Source organism: Campylobacter concisus (genome assembly GCF_015679985.1).
GTDB classification, from domain to species: Bacteria; Campylobacterota; Campylobacteria; order Campylobacterales; family Campylobacteraceae; genus Campylobacter_A; species Campylobacter_A concisus_AC.
The window spans coordinates 1625762-1645046 of record NZ_CP049239.1; the positions used below are offsets into that span (position 1 = coordinate 1625762).

31 protein-coding genes and 1 tRNA gene are annotated in these 19285 nt (G+C 39.1%); 19 read left to right on the forward strand and 13 right to left on the reverse strand.

From position 1 onward, the window contains the following. Nucleotides 1-9 precede the first annotated feature (9 nt). From G5B98_RS08200 to G5B98_RS08230, 7 genes are all read right to left on the reverse strand, one after another. The gene (locus G5B98_RS08200; protein WP_196086629.1) at nt 10-480 is read right to left on the reverse strand and encodes a DUF736 family protein; all 471 of its coding nucleotides are present in this window, start codon (nt 478-480) and stop codon (nt 10-12) included. Further along, a complete protein-coding gene (locus G5B98_RS08205) occupies nt 480-1538 on the reverse strand; it encodes a RecT family recombinase (protein ID WP_196086630.1) in 1059 nt (352 codons plus the stop codon). Before G5B98_RS08205 ends, G5B98_RS08200 begins: the two co-directional genes overlap by 1 nt. Continuing rightward, a complete protein-coding gene (locus tag G5B98_RS08210) occupies nt 1535-1753 on the reverse strand; it encodes a hypothetical protein (RefSeq protein ID WP_196086631.1) in 219 nt (72 codons plus the stop codon). Before G5B98_RS08210 ends, G5B98_RS08205 begins: the two co-directional genes overlap by 4 nt. Nucleotides 1754-1771: 18 nt before the next feature. Beyond that, complete coding sequence (locus G5B98_RS08215; protein ID WP_196086632.1) at nt 1772-2578, reverse strand: PD-(D/E)XK nuclease-like domain-containing protein; 807 nt, start codon at nt 2576-2578, stop codon at nt 1772-1774. Nucleotides 2579-2640: 62 nt separating this feature from the next. Continuing rightward, nucleotides 2641-2988, reverse strand: coding sequence for a hypothetical protein (locus G5B98_RS08220; RefSeq protein ID WP_196086633.1), 348 nt, complete (start codon nt 2986-2988; stop codon nt 2641-2643). A gap of 88 nt (nt 2989-3076) precedes the next feature. Next, on the reverse strand, nt 3077-3415 hold the full coding sequence (locus tag G5B98_RS08225) for a hypothetical protein (protein ID WP_196086634.1): 339 nt from the start codon (nt 3413-3415) through the stop codon (nt 3077-3079). Between the two features lie 110 nt (nt 3416-3525). Next, a tRNA-Tyr gene (locus tag G5B98_RS08230) sits at nt 3526-3608 on the reverse strand. A gap of 303 nt (nt 3609-3911) precedes the next feature. On the opposite strand from G5B98_RS08230, the gene G5B98_RS08235 reads away from it, so the two are divergent. The 3 genes from G5B98_RS08235 to G5B98_RS08245 all read left to right on the forward strand — a co-directional run bounded on the left by G5B98_RS08235 (nt 3912) and on the right by G5B98_RS08245 (nt 5808). Next, nucleotides 3912-4355, forward strand: a complete 444-nt coding sequence (locus G5B98_RS08235) for a hypothetical protein (RefSeq protein ID WP_196086635.1) — start codon at nt 3912-3914, stop codon at nt 4353-4355. Between the two features lie 165 nt (nt 4356-4520). Next, the gene (locus tag G5B98_RS08240) at nt 4521-5327 is read left to right on the forward strand and encodes a DNA adenine methylase (RefSeq protein ID WP_196086636.1); all 807 of its coding nucleotides are present in this window, start codon (nt 4521-4523) and stop codon (nt 5325-5327) included. Continuing rightward, on the forward strand, nt 5317-5808 hold the full coding sequence (locus G5B98_RS08245) for a PD-(D/E)XK nuclease superfamily protein (RefSeq protein WP_196086637.1): 492 nt from the start codon (nt 5317-5319) through the stop codon (nt 5806-5808). Before G5B98_RS08240 ends, G5B98_RS08245 begins: the two co-directional genes overlap by 11 nt. Here G5B98_RS08245 and G5B98_RS08250 read toward each other — a convergent pair whose 3' ends face one another. The 5 genes from G5B98_RS08250 to G5B98_RS08270 all read right to left on the reverse strand — a co-directional run bounded on the left by G5B98_RS08250 (nt 5809) and on the right by G5B98_RS08270 (nt 8709). Then, nucleotides 5809-6078: a hypothetical protein gene (locus tag G5B98_RS08250; protein WP_196086638.1), complete on the reverse strand. Its 270-nt coding sequence runs from the start codon at nt 6076-6078 to the stop codon at nt 5809-5811. It abuts the gene before it with no gap. Nucleotides 6079-6124: 46 nt separating this feature from the next. After that, the gene (locus tag G5B98_RS08255; protein WP_232524580.1) at nt 6125-6538 is read right to left on the reverse strand and encodes a thermonuclease family protein; all 414 of its coding nucleotides are present in this window, start codon (nt 6536-6538) and stop codon (nt 6125-6127) included. Between the two features lie 25 nt (nt 6539-6563). Beyond that, nucleotides 6564-7214, reverse strand: a complete 651-nt coding sequence (locus G5B98_RS08260; RefSeq protein WP_196086640.1) for a phosphoribosyltransferase — start codon at nt 7212-7214, stop codon at nt 6564-6566. Between the two features lies 1 nt (nt 7215). Further along, nucleotides 7216-8088, reverse strand: a complete 873-nt coding sequence (locus tag G5B98_RS08265) for a DNA-processing protein DprA (protein WP_198425253.1) — start codon at nt 8086-8088, stop codon at nt 7216-7218. A 96-nt stretch (nt 8089-8184) separates the two neighbouring features. Further along, entirely contained in the window at nt 8185-8709 is a 525-nt protein-coding gene (locus tag G5B98_RS08270; protein WP_232524581.1) for a S24 family peptidase, read from the reverse strand. 287 nt (nt 8710-8996) lie between these two features. On the opposite strand from G5B98_RS08270, the gene G5B98_RS08275 reads away from it, so the two are divergent. After that, a complete protein-coding gene (locus G5B98_RS08275; protein WP_196086643.1) occupies nt 8997-9212 on the forward strand; it encodes a hypothetical protein in 216 nt (71 codons plus the stop codon). Between the two features lie 106 nt (nt 9213-9318). Then, on the forward strand, nt 9319-9483 hold the full coding sequence (locus G5B98_RS08280) for a hypothetical protein (RefSeq protein ID WP_180378715.1): 165 nt from the start codon (nt 9319-9321) through the stop codon (nt 9481-9483). Here the strand turns inward: G5B98_RS08280 and G5B98_RS08285 are convergent. Further along, on the reverse strand, nt 9470-9649 hold the full coding sequence (locus G5B98_RS08285) for a hypothetical protein (protein ID WP_084109828.1): 180 nt from the start codon (nt 9647-9649) through the stop codon (nt 9470-9472). The two genes, G5B98_RS08280 and G5B98_RS08285, sit on opposite strands and share 14 nt — an antisense overlap. Nucleotides 9650-9733: 84 nt before the next feature. Between G5B98_RS08285 and G5B98_RS08290 the strand changes: the two genes are divergently transcribed. From G5B98_RS08290 to G5B98_RS08355, 14 genes are all read left to right on the forward strand, one after another. After that, entirely contained in the window at nt 9734-10003 is a 270-nt protein-coding gene (locus G5B98_RS08290) for a hypothetical protein (protein WP_196086644.1), read from the forward strand. Between the two features lie 82 nt (nt 10004-10085). Continuing rightward, on the forward strand, nt 10086-10931 hold the full coding sequence (locus tag G5B98_RS08295) for a helix-turn-helix domain-containing protein (protein WP_196086645.1): 846 nt from the start codon (nt 10086-10088) through the stop codon (nt 10929-10931). Beyond that, complete coding sequence (locus G5B98_RS08300; RefSeq protein ID WP_196086646.1) at nt 10918-11544, forward strand: DUF6475 domain-containing protein; 627 nt, start codon at nt 10918-10920, stop codon at nt 11542-11544. Before G5B98_RS08295 ends, G5B98_RS08300 begins: the two co-directional genes overlap by 14 nt. A gap of 1 nt (nt 11545) precedes the next feature. Beyond that, the gene (locus tag G5B98_RS08305) at nt 11546-11728 is read left to right on the forward strand and encodes a hypothetical protein (RefSeq protein ID WP_196086647.1); all 183 of its coding nucleotides are present in this window, start codon (nt 11546-11548) and stop codon (nt 11726-11728) included. After that, nucleotides 11725-11985, forward strand: coding sequence for a hypothetical protein (locus G5B98_RS08310; protein WP_196086648.1), 261 nt, complete (start codon nt 11725-11727; stop codon nt 11983-11985). Before G5B98_RS08305 ends, G5B98_RS08310 begins: the two co-directional genes overlap by 4 nt. After that, a complete protein-coding gene (locus G5B98_RS08315; RefSeq protein ID WP_196086649.1) occupies nt 11954-12334 on the forward strand; it encodes a DUF1064 domain-containing protein in 381 nt (126 codons plus the stop codon). Before G5B98_RS08310 ends, G5B98_RS08315 begins: the two co-directional genes overlap by 32 nt. A 4-nt stretch (nt 12335-12338) precedes the next feature. Beyond that, a complete protein-coding gene (locus G5B98_RS08320) occupies nt 12339-12698 on the forward strand; it encodes a hypothetical protein (RefSeq protein WP_196086650.1) in 360 nt (119 codons plus the stop codon). Between the two features lie 8 nt (nt 12699-12706). Beyond that, complete coding sequence (locus G5B98_RS08325) at nt 12707-13918, forward strand: site-specific DNA-methyltransferase (protein WP_196086651.1); 1212 nt, start codon at nt 12707-12709, stop codon at nt 13916-13918. Continuing rightward, a complete protein-coding gene (locus G5B98_RS08330) occupies nt 13911-14420 on the forward strand; it encodes a hypothetical protein (protein ID WP_196086652.1) in 510 nt (169 codons plus the stop codon). The genes G5B98_RS08325 and G5B98_RS08330 overlap by 8 nt, the downstream gene beginning before the upstream one ends. Then, nucleotides 14417-15637, forward strand: a complete 1221-nt coding sequence (locus tag G5B98_RS08335) for a PBSX family phage terminase large subunit (RefSeq protein WP_196086653.1) — start codon at nt 14417-14419, stop codon at nt 15635-15637. Before G5B98_RS08330 ends, G5B98_RS08335 begins: the two co-directional genes overlap by 4 nt. A 45-nt stretch (nt 15638-15682) precedes the next feature. After that, complete coding sequence (locus G5B98_RS08340) at nt 15683-16918, forward strand: anti-CBASS protein Acb1 family protein (protein WP_196086654.1); 1236 nt, start codon at nt 15683-15685, stop codon at nt 16916-16918. Continuing rightward, a complete protein-coding gene (locus G5B98_RS08345) occupies nt 16899-17723 on the forward strand; it encodes a phage minor head protein (RefSeq protein WP_196086655.1) in 825 nt (274 codons plus the stop codon). The genes G5B98_RS08340 and G5B98_RS08345 overlap by 20 nt, the downstream gene beginning before the upstream one ends. Beyond that, nucleotides 17724-18842 carry a DUF2213 domain-containing protein gene (locus G5B98_RS08350; RefSeq protein ID WP_196086656.1) on the forward strand — a complete coding sequence of 373 codons (1119 nt, stop codon included), beginning with the start codon at nt 17724-17726 and terminating at the stop codon, nt 18840-18842. Further along, a complete protein-coding gene (locus G5B98_RS08355) occupies nt 18842-19285 on the forward strand; it encodes a structural cement protein Gp24 (RefSeq protein ID WP_196086657.1) in 444 nt (147 codons plus the stop codon). Before G5B98_RS08350 ends, G5B98_RS08355 begins: the two co-directional genes overlap by 1 nt.

Sequence of the window (19285 nt, forward strand, 5' to 3'; positions counted from 1 at the left end):
TACCACCCCTTAAAATGGTATTTCATCGCTATCGCAATATTGGCTCACATCTATTTCATCGCTTTCACTCTCGCTAGCTTGTGGCGTGTGGGAGTTATTATTCCTCTTTGGCGCACTCCACGTAGCTTCAAACATTAACCCATTAGGCTCTTTTGGGCTAAATAATGCTAGATAAACACGTCCGCCAGCTACTAGAGGCGTTTCTATATGCCCTTTAAAATAATTTATCTTTCCGTCATTACTTACCGCGTTCCATATACCGCCTATAACTTGCCTTGCCCCCTCGTATTTTTTAGGCTTAAAAAGCACGATTTTATATATTGGTGCGTTTTGATTTTTAGCTAGCTCCTCATCAGGAGTTGGGATCAGCCCACACTCAATAGGGCGTAAAAAGGGGATATTTATCATGCCCCCTATAAATTTTACTTCTTTGCCGTCTTGAGCTTTAAAAGTTTGATTTTTAAAATAGCCTACATTCATTAGTTATCCTTTAAATTTTCTATTAAATTGTCTATACTGCTTGGGTCGTTTAGATAGGCAGTAGCATCATCAATGCTTAACCTCTCAACTAATTTTTCAGCCTCTGTTTCACTAGCACCTCGTTTTATTAGCTCGCTTTGTAGTAGATCGTGAGGCATTGGCTCAACTGTCAAATTTTCTTTTACAGTTGCGATTTCAACTTCAAGGGGCGCGGCTTCGATGTATTCAGTTTGTGAATTTTTTGCACCAACTGAGCTGTTCGGTTTTTCCGCACTACTCAAAAGCTCGTTTAGGTTTTGCGCTGCAGGAGCTTCAGATTTAGGCTGTTCTTTGTAGGCCTCGTTTTCTGCATTTACCGCACTCATTAGCATAAAATCGTCGGTCGGCAATTTTGAGGCGATGTATTTAATGGCTTTTGCCTTATACATCTCCTCGCTCCAGTTCGTCCACGCCGAGAATTTGCCCGCTTTTACGGACTGATTGGTATTTTTTAGCTGGTTTAGCTTCTTTGCGCTGATAAAATCTCTGGTTATGCCGTTCTTATCTCTAGCCCACACCATAGCGCCAAGCAGATTTTCATTTATCCATGCGGCGTCTGTTTCGTTGCGGTCTTTTAGATTGGCTTCAAATATAAATTTCTTGCCGTTTTCATCGACCGTATATTCGAATTTATCGCATTCATAAACTAGCTCGGCGTCTATGTCGTAGCCTGCGCGCTTTGCTAAAATTCGCCAGCCGATGTAGCCTATTTGCAGCTGAGCCTTTTTGACGCCTCTTTCGGAAAAAGGCACGATGTAGGCTTGCTTTTGCTCTTTTACGATAGATAGACCTACCTGTGCGATTTTTAGCGCGACGCTAAAGACCGATATGGGCTCGCACTCTAAAATATTCTTATCCATTCCAAGCAGGGTTAAATCGGTTACGAATTTATCCGCCTTGACTTTGCTGCCACCGCTAAGGGCTACTATCTCGCTCATCTTTTGCTCGGCGAATTTCGCCATCAGGTTGTTGAAATTCTTTGCCGGGCTTTGGGGTTTAGTTTGTTGTATTTGGTTCATTTGTCTATCCTTTCAATTTTTACTTCGCTATCTATAAAAGGCACGCCACTGTTTTCCCATCCGTCCATTATTCTGCCCGTAGGCGCAAATTCTTTACCGTCGTAAAAAATCTCCATTAGATACGCGCCGTCAAAATCTAAATTAAAGTAGCCATCATTCACGGGCTCAACGTCTGTTTCTATCTCAATGCCTCTAAAACTTGCTTTTACTTTCATTTTTTTATCCTTTCAAATTTATGCTATCTGTTCGTAAAATTTCCACGCTGGCAAGCTCAAAGTTTGCACTGCCTCTATCTTGTCGCCGTCTTTTTTTGCATAGCCCCACCACTCGTCACGTTCTTTGCAATATTTGTAAAGCTCTAGTAATTCAAGATACGCTTTTCGACCTTGTTCTATTGCTGCAGTATCAAGCTCATAAAAGCCTACAAAATAAGGGGCTTTTGTTTCAACGGCAATAAATAAGAAATAGTTTACTTCTTTGCCTAAGCTTCTTAAAATATCGCTGTAAAACGCTGCTTGTATGTGATAATTAAAACTAGCTACCGATCTAGCAAAGCCACTAGCCGAAGCGTCAGAAGTTGTTTTTAGATCAATTACTGCACCCAGTTTCTCATTGTAGAAATCAGGGCGACATTTAACCGCTACGCCGTTTATCTCACTAAAATAGCTTTGTTCGGCTAGCCCATCTTTTAAAAATATAGCTGTTTCACGCATAGAATTAACCGAGTTTGCTATTTCTACGGCTGAGTCAAAAGTATCAATATCAAGCGAGGTTTTATCGCCTAAATTTTCTAAAAAGTCGTTATAAATTGCCTTGCCCTCTTTGGTGCGTTTATCAACATCAGGCTCTACGCAAAATTCATTTGAAAAATCTTTTGGCTCTAATACTAGCTTATGCACCGCAGAGCCTAAAAGCAAAGCCTTTGTAGGCTCGCTCCTAAGCTCATTTTTCATTTTTAAGTGAAGTGGGCTACGTGCAAGTAGGTCGAGGTCGCTCTTTGATATTTCAGGGCGTGCGTGGTATTGTTTATTTGTTAGCATTGTTAAGTCCTTTTATAATTTCTAAAAACTCACCTACAGTCATATTTGGCTTGCCGTAGAACTCAACAAGCCTCTTTAGTGTGGAGTATCGCATCTCTTTCAGCCTCCTCTCGTAGTTTTTTAAGTGTTTGCTTATAAGTAGTCGTATAGCCTAAAAAGGCTTCATTGCTTAGACCAACTTCAACGCATAGCACATAGACCAAAGCAGCATAAGCGAAAAAGTCTTGGCTACATCTTTCTATTAATAAGTCGATTATCGCTCCAGTATTCTCAAAAAGAGCGTTTTTAAACGTATCATCGTAGCGGTTATAAACTGCCAAAATATCACTTATTAGCTCGTCGTATTCTTGCTCAAGATTTATATTTTTTACGTCGCTTTCGGCACGTGCTAGATCGTAGCTCAAACTCATTTTTAACCCCTTTTGATATTTAAATAGGCGATGTTTTTGATCTCGCCGCCATTGCTAAAAAGCACCCTAAAAAACTTGATTAGCTTTTTCATTTTTGTAGCTCCTTGTATCTCTTTGGTACTTTTGGCAAATACGCAGCGCGGTATATATGTCCTAAGCCTGCACTTTGTCCTAACTCTCTTTGCTCGTAACGTTCTTTCATTTCGCATAAGCCAGCATCGACTAGGTCGGCGTGCAGGTTGTCTGTTTTGACTTTCACGTCAAAGGCCGCGTCGCCTAGCCTTTCGTTTGACCTAGCTCTTTGCGATCTAGAGACCTCTCTAAAGTCTATTTTTGAGCATTTGTCACTTAGTTTTTCGTAGTCTTTTTTTGCCTTTATCAAGGCTTTCACGCTTGATAAAACCTGCTCTAGCTCCTCGATTGTCATTTTTTCTCCTTTGGTTTGTATCCTAAAGCAAACCCCGCTAAGATGAATATTAGTATTTGCAAAATCTATCGACAAAGGAGACTGCGGGGCTTGATTTAAGATACGGTGGCGGCGGACGGCAGGAGTCGAACCTGCGTTCCAAAATCTCGTTTTATGGACGTCCAAGAGTTTATGCCACTTAACATACGTCCGCCATATAAAAATAGACTTTTTCGTTTTATTAATAACCCTGTGAAAAACTATCCTAAATCAGGGCTGGCACCGAATAGCGACGTTTCGGCTCGCTATATCCGCTTCAGATTGAAACGTGATTGACCTGCAAAACTCGCAGGAGGCTCACTCTGTCAGCTTACGCTTGAAGCCTATCTACTTTTCGTTTCGATGAGAGAAGTATAGTATAACTATCCTTAAATTTATATAAAATAGAATAGTATAACTATACTTTTTAAAATATATTTTGTGGTATAATTTTTGTTAAATTTTTTAGGGAGATTACATGAAAAGAATATTAGCTTTATTATTGCTCACAACACAAATAGCACTATTTGGGGCAGGTAGCGATTTGACAAATAAAGAGCTTCACAGTGTACTTGAGAATATACAGGTAATATTGGGGGTTATTTTATTTTTTTTAATTTTAAAAATTTTATTTAAAAAGAAAGAAACAAGCATAGCGGATCAGACAAATGGCAATAACAGTGGAGATTATATTTGCACCACTTGCCATTCAAGAACAGGTGCACATTTTAAAAGAAAGTATTCGATGGGATGGTTTTGGATAATTTTTATATTTATTAGTATGGGATTGGGCTTGATCGTTTATTTTCTAATAGGGAAAAAAGAAAATGTTTGTCCAGTGTGTGGAGCTAAAACTCTTGTGCCAATTAACACCCCAATAGGACAACAAATATTAAAAAACAATACCAACAATTTATCTTAATTTTCTCCACACCCATGGCGGGAAGAGAATATTCCAAAAGGTTATATTAAAGATAACTTAATGTTATTTAAAATATTACTTAAAGTTATGTAATTTTAAAAATAGGCTGGAATTTAATTGCTAAAAATATTTGTGTTATAATGCTATTACGTTATGGAGGAGATTATGAAGACTTTTTTAAAATGGGCAGGTAACAAGAGTCAGATAAAAGATATTGTTAAAAAATATATAGATTGTGAAAATAGATTTATAGAGCCATTTGCTGGCAGTTGTGCAATATCTTTAAATGTGGACGCAAAAAGCTATGTCATCTCCGACGTAAATAACGACTTGATAACGCTTTACAAAACACTGATAGCCGATAATGACTTTATTGAATACTCAAAATCTTTCTTTATTACAGAGAACAATACGCAAGAAAAGTTTTATGAGCTTAGGGAAGAATTTAACTCCACTAAAGACCAAAGATTAAAATCAGCACTTTTTATTTATTTAAATAGACATGGGTTTAACGGACTGTGTAGATATAATAGCAAGGGCAGTTTTAACGTACCTTTTGGTAGATACAAGACGCCGTATTTTCCTGAAAATGAAATGATTGATTTTAAAAATAAACTAAAAAAAGCTAAATTTTTATGTCAAGATTTTAGAAAAACTATGGTGAGTGCAAAAAAGGGCGATGTCGTATATTGCGATCCCCCCTACATTCCGCTGTCTAAAACGTCAAGCTTTACGTCTTACGCACAGGGAGGTTTTGGCGAGCAGGATCAAATAGACCTTATGAAAATGGCTCAAAATTTGAGAGAAAAAGGGGTAAGAGTTATTATCTCAAACCATAATAACGAGTTCTCGCAAAACCTTTATAGTGGAGCTAATCTAATAGAGGAGTTTGAGGTGCAAAGGTATATTTCATGTATTGGCGAAAAAAGAAGTAGAGCTGGGGAAGTTTTGGCGGTGTATCATGCCAGGTAGAACACAAGGTAACGCTGCCAATAGCTCTGGTAATGTTTTGGAGCAAGCTGTTATATCAACCATGACTACTAAAGGCTTTCAGGTGGCAATGTATAGAGAGTGGCAAAAGTCACCATCTCTATATGGGGGCGAGCTACTTTTAAAAAACGTCCCATATAACACCATTTATGGACATCAGGGGAATACGGAGTTTTTATTAAAAAGCGCCTCTAGAAATATAGAGATAAGAATAGAGTGCAAATGGCAACAAGCAGCAGGCAGTGTTGATGAAAAATTTCCATATCTTTATTTGAACTGTATCGAGACAATGCCGGAGAGCCACATTATTATTTTGGTTGATGGTAATGGATATAAAACTGGTGCACTTGAGTGGCTAAATTCTGCCGTCGATAATAGGCGATACCAAAACGAAAACAACAATAAAATAATTCAAGTTATGAGCCTCGCCCAATTTATAGCTTGGGCGAATATAAATTTTTAGTCAAAAGGGCCAACTCTCATTGTAATGTTCAAAAACGCCCCTTAAATAGCCCAAAGCAAATGCTGCGTGAGGGCTCTTGTGTCTTACGGTTCCAGCTTGACTTTCTTCTAGATCATCAAAATTAATATTTAAAGATGTCTGCAACTGCCTTCCTGCTTCAAGCCCAGCCTCGTATGCACACCCCGCGCATTTGTGGCGGCCGTCTCCACCTTGATCGTTTGGCAACAAAGTAAATTCGTCGTTGTGTCTATGTTCTCTTTGACAAGCCATATAGTCTCCTTTGTTTAGTAAATTAGTTATTATAATAAAATTAGTATTATTGTTTTCTAAAAACCCACGGCGGAGTAGGATTACTACTCTGCCAAAGCCCATGCTTGTTCTCACGCGCTGTTTTCTCTTGATCTACATATATTCTTGAGTATTTTACATAAGCCCAAGCATAGCCGTTTAGTACCATTTGGGCGTTTATATCCTGCCCTTTATAGTAAATAATGCCTAGCGTGCGGTTATATCTATCCTTGCCTTTTGGCTCTACTTCTACCACTTGTCCTGCGATCAGGCGGGCTAAAAATTGTTTTGATTTTTGTCCGTAGTCTTGCTTTTTCTCTGGAGCGTCAATACCGTATAGCCTTACCTTTGTTTGCTCTTTGCCGCTTAGCACCGTGATCGTGTCGCCGTCAGATATTTTTATGACTTTAGCTGAAAATGCAAAGAGAAATAAGGGGAGCAATAAAAATAAAAATCGCATTAGTCAATTAATTAGTATTAATGATAATATTGCTAATATCTATTGGTGGCACAATATCTTCTTCTACATACAATGTTTTGCCCAAGAAAAAACCTATAACATTCTTTTCTGGGTATTTTTTTAATATGACATTTTTTGCAGCCTTAAAATGTCCCCCAGTAGTTAAAACATCATCTACTAATATGATATTCTCTTTTAGAGGATCTGGTGATTGGGTAAATATTATATTTTGAAATAAAATTTCAGGACTCCTCACGCCGTAATTATGCGCAGGCAAGCATTCTTCTTTAACATCTAAACATAATTGAACATTATAATTTGGGGACTTTTTACCAAGGAATAATACTACTTGATCTAATCTGTCATCAAACTTTTGTGACCCCCTTGGCTTTGATGTAGGCATTGGGATAATAGTACAAAAGCGTCCATTTAGGACAATGTGTAACATATCGGCAAATTTTTTTATTGCTGCAGTTTTATAGCCCCATGAATTAGTGTTTTTGTATTTTATGTCTTTTTTAAAATTAAATATTAAATCGTTATCTTTAGACGCCGAGTAACCACCACCTGGCAAATAGTTCAAAAAATAGTAGCATTCATCATTTTGCGTAATATAAGTTGTCTTTTTATCAGGTATTAGTTTGATTGGCTTGCACATTTTAAAAATGCCTTAAGATGTCGTCAATTGAACTAACTCTAATAGCCCCTCTGTCCTCGTAAGTATGTGGCCACTTTAGCCCATTTTCAAAGCATGAGTTTAATATAAATAGTTTTCTGCCCATCTCCATGCAAGCTCTTGCCTGCGTTAATGTTCCGCTAGTCTCAGAGGCTTCTACGATTACGGTGGCGTCCGAAACAGCGGCCATTACTGCATTACGCTCTGGAAAGTAGAATTTTTTTGTAGCAAAAGGCTGTTTTGAGTATTTAAAAAATGGCACGTGACTTAACAATAGGTGCTTTTGTGCCACTTCATCTTGTAATGATTTATTCTCTTTTGGGTAATACTCGTTTATCGGTGTGCCTATGACGCCTATTAAATGCCCGCTGTGCTTTATGGTAGATTGCATGGCTTCGGTATCAATACCTGCCGCCAACCCAGATACTATTACAAAGCCTTCTTCTGTTAATAATTTAGCTAGATGCCTTGCTCTGGTTTTGCCATTATCCGTAGCCTTTCTAGCTCCCACAATAGAGATTTTTTTTGGAGCTTCTAAAAGGCTAATATCCCCTTTAAAGTAAAGTTTTTTTATGTAAGTTTCTTTTAAAAGAGCTGGGTATTGATAGCTTTCGTTTGTGATTATAGAAAAATTTTTAGGCAAATCTTTAAAAAAATTTTCTATATCCGCTCGCACATCTTGTATATTTAGCGGCAATTGAGAATGTTTCAACTCGTCAACTTTTTTTAGGTTGCTATTTTGAATACTAGCCCACATTAATTCGTAATTAATAGTTTCTTGATAAAGATTTATAGCATCTATAACCATTTTAATTTTTCTCTTTTTATGGTGTCCTTTTTTATAAAATTTTAACACTATTTTGCAAAAACTACTATTAATTTTTTAGAAAATACCCCTACTTTATCCCATAATCCTCAAACGTTAGCCCTTTATACACTTCGCAATGGACTTTTAAATTCGTTTAGAGTTTATGCTATATGATCCTACCACGCGACCTATTATGGTTATTGGTAGATCTTCGGACATAACGATAGGTTCATAATCTTTATTATCGCTGATAAGCTGTAATGATGGACGCTTTTTTATCCTCTTTACGAGCAATTCTCCATCATAACGGCAAACATAGATAGCCCCCTCTATCGCTTCTGTTTGATCGACGCAAAAGACTACCAAATCCGTTTCCTTTATCGTCGGCTCCATTGAGTTGCCAAAACAAGGGATTATGCCTAATCTAGCACGAGGATTTACGTTGAACATTAATCTTAAATCTTGCGGGTTAAAAGGCAGTAGATCGTAGTCGCCCATATCGCCATTCTCGGCACCAAACCCAGCAGACACTACCCCATCTTTAAAAAACGGAACATAGACGGTATCGCTATTGTTTTCTCCATCTTCGGCTTCTTTATCTGGCGGGACGATCTGAAATAAGTCTTGTAAAATTAAGTCATTTGTTGGAATGCCTAATAGCTCGCACATTGCTTGTGCTTTTTCTATTTCGGGTTTGTTTTTGTCGTCTTTAAACCAAAATTTTATACCGCTTTCTGATATTTCATACCCGGCTTCTGTAAGTATCTCTGCTAATTTTCCATAAGATATTTTCTTTTCCTTTAGAACTTTTTTTAATAGTGGTTTATTGAGTTTGTATTCCATGCTATCCTCCAAAGTAAAATGTATAGTAATTATATTCTTTTTTTAAAATAATTTAATATAGTAATACTATACTATTAATAACTTTTTAAGAATAGTATAGCTATACTTTCATTATGACAACTAAAAAATTTACACAAATATTAAGAAAGCATTACAGTAAAGAGGTTTCTGTCAAAGGAATAAAGTATGGCTATTTTAGCCCTAAGAGAGAAAAAATAACAGCTATGTATGTCGAGGATGGCATAAAACCGACTTTTTGGGAGGAAGTAAAAAACGGCTGGTATAGAACTCAAAGGCTAAAAGAAAAATCTCAAAAGGCTAAAAAATGATCGAAATTTTAAAGACTAGCATAACGCTTTTCGTCGGTGGGTTTGTCTTAGCTGGCGTGTTTACGGTGGCAGTCAATGCTTGTAAATTTATTTTAAGGGGCAGGAGATGAAAAAAACGCAAGAACAACTAGAGAAAGAGCTTGCAAAGAGAAAATTTCAAAAGAAATTTCGTAAGTCATTAAAAAAGATGATGAAAGAGCTGGATAAGTTTGAGATGGACGACCAAGCTAAGATCGCAAAAATGATTAACGCTTACGTTAGTCTTTTTTAGTGTCTTTATTGAGTTTTTCTAGCGTTGGGGCTATCTCTTGAGCTATTTTATTAAAAATTTCAGAGACATCCCCTCCAAGCAAGTCATTCTTTTTCTCGCCGCTTGTATATCTTTTGTTTGATATGGCGAGTTTTGTAAGTTCTAAAACTATCTCTTTATCTGTCATATAAGTCCTTTTTGTGGATTTCTTGGCTTGGTCGCTTTGAAATTTTAAAAGGGCTTATATGAAAGATAACTTAAGGAGCGTGCAATGGTAGCGAATAACAGCCTAGAGGCATACAACAAACTAAAGCCTGAGCTAAGCGGCAAACGTAGAGCCGTATATGAGATGTTTTGCCAGCACAAAGAGGGTGCGACAAGACAAGAGATAGCACGCTGGTATAACGTGGCAATAAACAGCGTCTGCGGACGTGTCAATGAGTTAATAGCGCGTGGCTTTTTAGTTGAGATTGGATCAAAAAAAGACGTGATAAGTGGATGTAGCACTTCGATATTAAAACCCGCTGAAAGGATAGCGTAATGAATACTCCATTATATCTTTTAGTGGCTCTTTGTGTTATGGCGATACTTGACACATTTATTGAAATTTGGAAAGGGCTTAGATGAGTATAAGAATAATGAGCCAAGTTTGGAATATGGAAATTGACGATAGCACTGCAAAACTGACGCTTATGGCTTTGGCTGACTTTTCAGACGATGAGGGCTATTGCTACCCTAGCTATGAAGTTTTAGCCAAAAAAATATCAAAATCAAAAAGGACAGCAATAAGAGCAGTTGAAAAGCTAACTGAACTTGGATTTTTACAAAAAGAAAAAAGAGAATTAAAAGATGGAACAAGCAGTGCAAATCTATACAAAATTTTAAGCGAAAAGGATAGGGTGACACAGACGCACCCTAGGGTGACAAACGAAAAAGAGAGGGTGACAGCTATGACACTACCTAGTGACACAGATGACACCCCTAGGGTGACAAGTATGACACCGTGTAGTGACAAGGGTGTCACCCCTATTAATATAACCACCAATAGAACCGTCAGTAGAACCATCAAAGAACCGTCAATTAACCCCCTACCCCCTGAGGGCGTTTCACTACCTGACTTCATCAATCCAAATCTTTGGCAAGAATATCTAGCTTACAAAAAAGAACGCAGGGAAAAATTGACACAAAAGGGTATCGAGATGAAATTTAGCGAGTGGGCTAAGTGGGCGAACGATGGTATAGACGTAAACGCCTGCATACGTGAAGCTATGGCAAACGAGTGGCAAGGGGTGTTTAGGCCCAAGACGCAAGGGGGTAGTGGGCGCAACGTGCCGAACAATGCCGCAACAAATCCACACGGACTAAATCAAGGCACGCTCAACACAATGCGAGCTTTTAGAGAATTTGAAGCCCAGCTAATAGCTAGCGGTCAAGGTCACAGAGTAGGAGGAAATTATGACGACAAATGAGTTTTATGACGTATTTATGCCGATAGTCGAATACTACAAGGCTGATCTTAGCCCAGCGGTTATCGCACTTTATTTCGAGGACTTAATGGACTACGAGGCGAACGAATTAGCCGCGGCGCTAAAACTAGTTAGGCAAACGCGAAAATATCCTACGATGCCTACGTCGGCGGAAATTTTAGAAGCGCTTAACGGAGACGAGGGCGACAAAGCGCAAAAAGCGTTAGACGAGCTAGCTTACGCGATAAGACGCTACGGACCTTATCGTAGCGTGTGCTTTAAAGACGGAGCGATAATGTCAGTAGTGCGTGCTAGGGGTGGCTGGGTAAAGGTTTGCAACTTAGAAGGGCAAGACTGGGAGAATTTTAAAAAGTGGGACTTCGCCAAGCTTTACAAAATTTACGCGAAAACCCCGCAAATTTGTCCTGATTATCTTATCGGCGAGAGCGAGGCGAATAATGGCTTCAACGGCGTAGGTGGAAACGAGCCAGTATATTTTATCGGCGGAGATAACGACGGCAAATTTATGGAGGTGGCTAAATTTAAAGCCCTAACTGAGCAAAAATCACCTATTAAGGCGATATTAACGGGCGCGATAAAAAGGATTGGGGCGTGAGATGAAAGCCGTATATATCACAATAACCGAAAGCGGAGCTAGCATAATCGCAAAGGTAGCGGATGAAAACAAAAAGATACTTGATAGCTTTGAGATAAGTCGTAAAGACGCAAGCGGCGTGCTTGAAGTAATGAGAAAGTGGAATGAGAAGCACAAGGACGACGAAACAAGGGGGCTATTTTGAGATTGACAAGAAGCGAGAATAGAGCCTATCAGCTAAGACTGCTTGAAGCATACCCACTTTGCCAAATATGCGAGGAACAACAAAGCATAGAGTGTCACCATGTAAGATATGGCAGATTTGGAGCAGATAAGGACGACAGCAAGCAAATAGCCGTTTGTAGAGAGTGTCATCAATGGTGTCACGCGCACAAACACGAGAGTATAGAAAAATATGAGGAGGTAGCAGATGAAAATTGGCAACGTTTCGGCGATTGTTAGAAACAAATACCACAACAGAAAGACTAAAGGCTTTGATAGTGCTAAAGAGTGGCGCAGAAACCAAGAACTAGAAGCCTTACAAAGAGCTGGAGAGATAAGCGAACTAAACCGCCAAGTGCCTTTTGTGCTTATGCCTAGCTACACCATAGCAGACGAAACAACAAGACAAGGTTTTAGGACTGTGCGCGAGATTAGATATATAGCGGATTTTACTTATCGTCTTAAAGATGGTACACGCATCATTGAGGACGTAAAAGGAATGCAAACGGACGTTTTCAAAATAAAGCGAAAACTACTAGAGAGAAAAATAGCCCTTGGAGTGATAGAGGGCGAGTTTAGGATTTATTAGATAAATGGATTTGCCTAATTTAAAACATTTAGACGTATTTTATGCCGTGCTCGATAAATTTTACCCAGACTGGGAAAAGAGAGAGGACCATTATTATTTAACGGAAATTTCGTTTTTAATAAGGGAGGTATTAAATAGCCCTTATACGGACGAAACCGTTATTAATAATCTAAGAGTAAGCGAGGTAAAAAAATACCAAGCTGAACTTAACACGCTATTAAATACGCCTAAAGAATTTTTAGATTGGGTATTAAAACATAGAATGACAGCAAGTAGGCGTAAGATGTGCCAAAGTAAATATTTAATCACAAAGCCTAAACGCAAATACAAAAAGAAAAAATATCAACAACTGACTTTATTTTAAGGGTAGAAATGGAAATAAAATATAAAAAAATAGGCGAACTTACGCCATACATAAATAACGCTAGAACGCATAGCGACGAGCAGGTAGATCAGATAGTGGCTAGTATAAAAGAGTTTGGCTTTACTAACCCATTATTGATTGACGAAAAGGGCGAGATAATAGCGGGGCACGGACGGCTGGCGGCGGCAAAAAAACTAAATATGGGCGAAGTGCCGACTATTGAGCTAAAAGGGCTAAGCGAAGCACAAAAACGGGCTTATGTGATAGCGGATAACAAGTTAGCCTTAAACGCAGGTTGGGATGAGGATTTATTAAAAGCGGAGCTAGAAGCGTTACAAAATTTAGATTTTGATTTAGAGTTTGCGGGGTTTAGTGAGGACGAGCTAGAAGAGATGGGCTTATTGGGTGACGGAATAGAGATAAATACCGACAAAGCAGACGATGTGCCAGAGATTGAGGAACACCCTATTATAAAACAAGGCGATTTGATAGAGCTTGGGCATAATTATCAACATAGACTTTTATGCGGGGATAGCACAGATGAGGCAAGTGTTAATAAATTAATGAATGGCAAAAAAGCAGATATGGTTTTTACTGATCCTCCATACGGCGTTGGTTATCAAGGGATAAAAAATGATGAGCCAGAGCAACTAGAAAGATTATTAACAAAGGCTTTTTCAAATTACGCTACATTTACAAAACAAGGCGCACCAATTTATGTTTTTCATAGCGACAGAATGGCACATATTTTTCATAACGTATTTAGGGATTTTTGTCATTTTTCATCAATGATTATTTGGAAAAAACCGGTACTAGTGTTAAGTCAAACCGACTATCAATCAATACACGAACCTTGTATGTATGGATGGCTAAAAGGCGGAACACACAAATGGAACGGCGACAGGAAGCAAATTTCAGTGTGGGAATACACACCTAAGAAGTACAATAAGCATACAACCCCAAAGCCAGTAGAGATGATAGAAAAAGCAATTTTTAATAGTAGTAAAACAAAACAAATTGTATTAGATTTATTTTTAGGTAGCGGATCAACAATGATAGCTTGTGAAAACCTATCAAGGCAATGCTATGGTATGGAACTAGACGAGAAATATGCCCAAGCAATAGTTCAGAGATATGTAGATTATACAAACAACCCAAAAATAAAGATAAATGGCAAAGAGGTTGATTGGTACGAGTACAAGGAAGCAGCAAATGGCTAAACCATTACCGCCATACAAATGGGACGAAATAAAAGCCGATTTTGAGGCAGGGATGAGCCAAGCCGAGCTAAGAAAAAAATATAATATTTCAGCTGGCACGTTAGGAAGCAAAATAAAGCGGGCGGGGTGGGTGCTTTCGCACGAGCAAAAAGCGGCTCTAACAGAGTTTCAAGAAGCAAGTGCGAAAGTGTGCGAAAGCTTTCGCAATGCCAACGAAACGCAAAAAAAAGAGATGATCGAGCAGGTGAATATTGCGCTAGAAAATAATGCCATAGTCTCTAATAACCGCAAAATAGCAAAGGCATTCCAATCGCTAATTGTGCGAGGGATAAGCGACAAACGCTACGCAACGCCGACCGAGATCAAGCAAGGCACTAGCGCGTTAAAAGACCTAGAGGCTATCGCTAACCCACAAAGCAACAAAATAGAGATTAACAACACCAACGCACAGCAAAACGAAGTAACCGAAATTAGGCGAACAATAGTAAAGTTGGATAAATGATAATTGATTTAAACACTGCCCCTATATTCGAGCCGCTATTAGAAAGCAAAAGATACAAAGGGGCTAAGGGCGGACGTGGTAGTGGTAAAAGCCATTTTTTCGCTGAGTGTATAATCGAAACAATGCTAATTAACCCAAATGCTAGAATTGTTTGTATAAGAGAGATACAACGATCGTTAAAATTTTCATCAAAAGCTCTAATTGAAAGTAAAATAAATAGTTTAGGGGTAAGTGAATATTTTGAGATAACACTAACCGAGATCAGAGCTAAGCGTGGCAATGGGTTAATAATTTTTCAAGGCATGCAAGATCATACAGCCGATAGTATAAAATCACTAGAGGGCTTTGATATTGCGTGGGTAGAGGAAGCACAAAACCTAAGCAAGCGAAGCCTAGAGCTTTTACGTCCGACTATACGCAAGGAAAGTTCAGAGCTTTGGTTTAGCTGGAACCCTGAAAACGAAACGGACGCAGTGGATAGCTTTTTTAAACAAATGCAAGAGAATGGTGCGACGGACTTTGTTTTAATTACGGCAAATTTTAGTGATAACCCATTTTTGCCAACCGAACTATTTAACGAGCAAGAATACGATCGTAGGTATAATCCCAGCACCTACGAGCATATTTGGCTAGGGGGCTACAACACAAAGAGCGACGCACTTATTTTCAAAGGCAAATTTAGAGTAGAAAATTTTAGCACTGATGGGCTAGGAAATCCTTATCACGGCTTAGACTTCGGCTTTGCTAACGACCCAACGGCTGCGATAAGGTGTTATATACACGACCGCAAACTTTATATAAGCCACGAAGCCGGAGCGGTAGGGTTAGAGCTTGATTATACAGCGGAGTTTTTAAAAGAGCGTATCGAAAATATACATAAATATGTAATAAGAGCCGACAACGCACGCCCTGAAAGTATAAGCTATTTAAAAAGACACGGACTAAGTATGATAACGCCAACAATAAAAGGTAAAGGCAGCATAGAGGACGGCATAGAATTTATACGTAGCTTTGAGACGATCATAATACACGAGCGTTGCGTAGAAACGGCACGAGAATTTAGACTATACAGCTACAAAACCGATCCACACAGCGGTGATATATTGCCTCAAATACTAGATGAAAATAACCACTACATAGACGCATTACGTTACGCCTTAGAGCCATTAATAAAAAGCAAAACAACAATTTGGGGACACATCACAAGCCGAAGCTAACGCCCAAAAACGCCTTATTATTAATCAAAAATAAAAGGCGGAATAATGGGACAAAAAATAACCGATAGCTTAGAAAACCTAGTAACTAAAATGGGGCAAATGACGGCAAATAGAGATTATACGCCGTTAATAGTCACAAACACACAGCTTTTAAACGCTTACAACAACGGCTGGATAGCTAAACGCTACATTAAAAAGACAATAGGCGATATGCTAAAAATGGGGCGTGAAATCGACTGGGACGATATAGACGAGGAACGCAAAAAAGAGTATTACGACGCTTGTAATAAGCTAGAGATAGACGGCGTTATTAAAGATCTGCTTTTTAACGTTTTGCTTTATGGCGAAGCGGCGATTTTAGCCGTAACAGACGCAAGCGAGGAAACCTATCAACTCCCATTAATGCCAAATGAAACAATTAAACAATTTATCGTATTTGGCAAGGGCGAATTTAAAGCAAGAAACGCAGAGCATAAATTTAACCGACCCAGCCTTTATGATGTAAAGGGCGTTAAAACACACGTTAGCCGTCTTTGTATAGTGCAAGGGGGAATAAAGAGCTATGGCATAAAGCAGCGTGAAAGCATAAGCGATATAGCCACCGCCCTTGATGTGATAAAGATGTTTGACACTATCACGCTAAGCGTTAGCGACTTGATAGAGGAGTGCAAAATAGATGTATACAAAATGGATGGGTATAACGAGCAAATAGCGACTGGTAATGAGAGCGAGATACTAAAACGGCTAAGACTAATAAACGAAGCCAAAAGCTACACTAACGCAATCGCTATGGATATGAAAGACGACTATTTAACAAAGGAAAATAACCTAACTGGTATAGCCGAGCTTTGGAGCAAGAGCTGTATTGTGGTAGCTGGAGCATTAAACCGCCCTATTAGCATACTATTCGGCGAGGGGGCAGGCGGTTTTAGTAGTGGCGAGGAGGATAATCGAGCATATTATGAAACGATAAACGAATTACAAAACACACTATTACGCCCAGTTTATGACTTCATCGATCCATTTATATTAGGCGAAACCCTAGAATACGATTTTTACAGCATAGACAGCCTAAACGATAAAGAAAAAGCTGAAATTTTAAACGTAAAAAGCACAGCCCTTGGAAATTTGCTAGACAAGGGCGTAATAACCGAAGCGATAATTTTAAAAGAGCTAAAAGATGAGGGCTTGATTAAGAACATAAGCGCCGAGGATATAAACGAAGCCGAGCTTTTAGCCCAAAAGTTAGACGAGCCAGCCGATGAAACCGACCTTATCTGAGCTATTTAGCAAGAAACGTAATAAAGAGTTTAAACCAGTGCAGCCTAGCAAGCGTGCAGAGGTTAAATATCGTAACGCCTTATTATTACTAATAGCCTCTTTAAAAACGGCGCTATTAAAAAGGCTTAGAGCGTTTTTGCTGGGTAACCCTAGCGACGCCGAAATAATAGAACACACAACCCAAATACTAGACGGATTACGAAAAGCCGACACATTAGACTACGCCAAAAAATTAAGCCGAGGTGTGGTTGGTGCAGTAAATGAAACAAACAAAGAGCGACTAATCCAAAACGTGCAAAAAGGCACAGATATAGACCTAACCCCGCTTGTAGGCGATACCGCCGTAAAAGCAAAACTAGACGAATACGTAGCCAAAAATGTGAGCTTGATAACCTCGGTAAAAAATGACTATCTAAGCGACGTGGAAAAAGCAATAAGAGAGAGCTATTTAAAAAATGGCAGGGCTGAAAATTTAGCCACGATCATACACGAACGCACGGGCGTAAGTAAAAGCAGGGCTAGGCTAATAGCTAGAGATCAGACAGCAAAAATAAACGCCGAGCTAGACCAAGAACGCATGCAAAATCTAGGCGTAAAGCTTTATATTTGGCAAACGGCTAAAGATGAAAGGGTAAGGCACACGCACGCAAATATGCAAGGCGTGCTATGTCGCTTTGATGATGATAGCGTATATAGCAAGGACGGCGGCAAAACGTGGATAAAACGAGAAGCGGACAAGCCGAAATGCAAGCCTGGCGTTGATATACAATGTCGATGTTTTGCAAAAGCGATTTTAGGGGCATAAATGGATTTCAAGATAAACGATGACGGCTACATAATAACAAAAGCCAAAATGGCAAGTATTGAGCCTATGGAATACCTAGGCGAGGAAATAGGACGCACCAGTGGCAAGGTGTATAAAGTTTTTAGGGATGAAAAAGAAGTATTTAGCCCTGAAACAATTAAAAGCTTTGAGGGTAAGCCACTAACGCTAACGCACCCAGACGACGACGTAACAGCCAAGAACTGGAAAGATACCGCAATAGGGCATATCCAAAACGTGCGCCGTGAGGGTGATTTTTTAGTAGGCGATGCTTACATCAACGACGAGATAGCGATCAAAATTATTAAAGAACAAGGAATAAAGGAGGTAAGTTGCGGATATGACAGCAAACTAATCGAGCGTGATGGGAAAATTTGGCAAACGAATATAAGGGGCAATCATTTGGCAGTAGTAGCCGAGGGGCGAGCTGGCAAAGATTGTAAATTAGGTGATAGTAAAAGGATAAAAATGAAATTCATAGATAAATTAAAAGGCGCTTTGACAGCAGCCAAAAAATTTAAAGATAACGACGAAGTTGGTAAAGAAAAAGTGGAGGAAGCCAACGAGGCTAACAATGAGCTAGTTGATCTTTTAGAGCAAGCATTAAGCGGTGCTGAGGAAGTAAGCACAAAACTAGATGAAACAACCGCTGAGCTAGAAAAAACAAAAACTGAGCTAGCAGATGTAAAGGCTAAAAACGTAAAAGACAGCGACGGCACAGATGAAAACGCAGAGATTGCAGAGCTAAAAGCTAAAGTTGAAGCGTTAGAAAAAGAGAACGCAGAGCTAAAAGCTGAAATCGAAAAGCTAAAAGGCGAGGCAGCAACAACCGAAGCCGTAACAGACGCCAAAGCAAATTTTAGCCACGTAAAACTAAGCGACGCTAAGAACGCTAGGGGTGTTTATGAGGCGGTAATCCTAGACAGCAAAGCATTTACTGCCGATGAGCTTAAAAAGCTAAGTGATAGTGAGATCAAGGCAATTTATATGGGTATGCGTGTAAGTGCTAAAAATAAAGACAACAGCGGCAGCGTGCTAGACAAGTTTTACGACGCTAAGCCAAAAAAAATTGATTTAAATAAAAAATTTGGAGGTAAATAATGGGCTATTTAGACAAAAGAGCTTTTGCAGGACAAGTAGCTAGAGCGGGCGAAAGTGCCGTAGTAGCACTAGCTTATGTAAATAACGATACTGAGGTTATCCCTTTTGGCGTATTTGTAACTAGCAAAGATGGCGGCGTAGCAAAAATAAGTAAAGCAACCGATCAGATTATGGGTGTTAGCCTTAAAATGGGAACAAAGAGCGAAAACAAGCCAGGCGAGGTTATGAGCGTTTTATCAATCTCTTATGGTAGTGAAGTTTGGGTGCAAGGTAAAGAAAATCACGGCTTAGCGGTTGGAGACACTATCCAAGTAGAAGCAACAGCAGGCGCAGACGCTGGCAAGGTAGCTAAAGCAGCAACGCTAGCAACAACAGCAGCTAAAGACAAATTTTACGTAACCGAAGTAAGCGGTAATCTTGTAAAACTAATGAGAAAGGAATAA

Bases quoted from the DNA above. Each gene is read 5' to 3' on its own strand.
- G5B98_RS08245 (WP_196086637.1), top strand. From the start codon at position 5,317: ATGCCAGGTAGAACACAAGGTAACGCTGCCAATAGCTCTGGTAATGTT.
- G5B98_RS08315 (WP_196086649.1), top strand. From the start codon at position 11,954: ATGAAAATTGGCAACGTTTCGGCGATTGTTAGAAACAAATACCACAAC.
- G5B98_RS08235 (WP_196086635.1), top strand. From the start codon at position 3,912: ATGAAAAGAATATTAGCTTTATTATTGCTCACAACACAAATAGCACTA.
- G5B98_RS08325 (WP_196086651.1), top strand. From the start codon at position 12,707: ATGGAAATAAAATATAAAAAAATAGGCGAACTTACGCCATACATAAAT.
- G5B98_RS08350 (WP_196086656.1), top strand. From the start codon at position 17,724: ATGGATTTCAAGATAAACGATGACGGCTACATAATAACAAAAGCCAAA.
- G5B98_RS08260 (WP_196086640.1), bottom strand. From the start codon at position 7,214: ATGTGCAAGCCAATCAAACTAATACCTGATAAAAAGACAACTTATATT.
- G5B98_RS08295 (WP_196086645.1), top strand. From the start codon at position 10,086: ATGAGTATAAGAATAATGAGCCAAGTTTGGAATATGGAAATTGACGAT.
- G5B98_RS08345 (WP_196086655.1), top strand. From the start codon at position 16,899: ATGAAACCGACCTTATCTGAGCTATTTAGCAAGAAACGTAATAAAGAG.
- G5B98_RS08270 (WP_232524581.1), bottom strand. From the start codon at position 8,709: ATGTGCGAGCTATTAGGCATTCCAACAAATGACTTAATTTTACAAGAC.
- G5B98_RS08340 (WP_196086654.1), top strand. From the start codon at position 15,683: ATGGGACAAAAAATAACCGATAGCTTAGAAAACCTAGTAACTAAAATG.
- G5B98_RS08285 (WP_084109828.1), bottom strand. From the start codon at position 9,649: ATGACAGATAAAGAGATAGTTTTAGAACTTACAAAACTCGCCATATCA.
- G5B98_RS08215 (WP_196086632.1), bottom strand. From the start codon at position 2,578: ATGCTAACAAATAAACAATACCACGCACGCCCTGAAATATCAAAGAGC.
- G5B98_RS08225 (WP_196086634.1), bottom strand. From the start codon at position 3,415: ATGACAATCGAGGAGCTAGAGCAGGTTTTATCAAGCGTGAAAGCCTTG.
- G5B98_RS08275 (WP_196086643.1), top strand. From the start codon at position 8,997: ATGACAACTAAAAAATTTACACAAATATTAAGAAAGCATTACAGTAAA.
- G5B98_RS08355 (WP_196086657.1), top strand. From the start codon at position 18,842: ATGGGCTATTTAGACAAAAGAGCTTTTGCAGGACAAGTAGCTAGAGCG.
- G5B98_RS08205 (WP_196086630.1), bottom strand. From the start codon at position 1,538: ATGAACCAAATACAACAAACTAAACCCCAAAGCCCGGCAAAGAATTTC.
- G5B98_RS08290 (WP_196086644.1), top strand. From the start codon at position 9,734: ATGGTAGCGAATAACAGCCTAGAGGCATACAACAAACTAAAGCCTGAG.
- G5B98_RS08210 (WP_196086631.1), bottom strand. From the start codon at position 1,753: ATGAAAGTAAAAGCAAGTTTTAGAGGCATTGAGATAGAAACAGACGTT.
- G5B98_RS08300 (WP_196086646.1), top strand. From the start codon at position 10,918: ATGACGACAAATGAGTTTTATGACGTATTTATGCCGATAGTCGAATAC.
- G5B98_RS08250 (WP_196086638.1), bottom strand. From the start codon at position 6,078: ATGGCTTGTCAAAGAGAACATAGACACAACGACGAATTTACTTTGTTG.
- G5B98_RS08320 (WP_196086650.1), top strand. From the start codon at position 12,339: ATGGATTTGCCTAATTTAAAACATTTAGACGTATTTTATGCCGTGCTC.
- G5B98_RS08335 (WP_196086653.1), top strand. From the start codon at position 14,417: ATGATAATTGATTTAAACACTGCCCCTATATTCGAGCCGCTATTAGAA.
- G5B98_RS08330 (WP_196086652.1), top strand. From the start codon at position 13,911: ATGGCTAAACCATTACCGCCATACAAATGGGACGAAATAAAAGCCGAT.
- G5B98_RS08280 (WP_180378715.1), top strand. From the start codon at position 9,319: ATGAAAAAAACGCAAGAACAACTAGAGAAAGAGCTTGCAAAGAGAAAA.
- G5B98_RS08305 (WP_196086647.1), top strand. From the start codon at position 11,546: ATGAAAGCCGTATATATCACAATAACCGAAAGCGGAGCTAGCATAATC.
- G5B98_RS08220 (WP_196086633.1), bottom strand. From the start codon at position 2,988: ATGAGTTTGAGCTACGATCTAGCACGTGCCGAAAGCGACGTAAAAAAT.
- G5B98_RS08200 (WP_196086629.1), bottom strand. From the start codon at position 480: ATGAATGTAGGCTATTTTAAAAATCAAACTTTTAAAGCTCAAGACGGC.
- G5B98_RS08240 (WP_196086636.1), top strand. From the start codon at position 4,521: ATGAAGACTTTTTTAAAATGGGCAGGTAACAAGAGTCAGATAAAAGAT.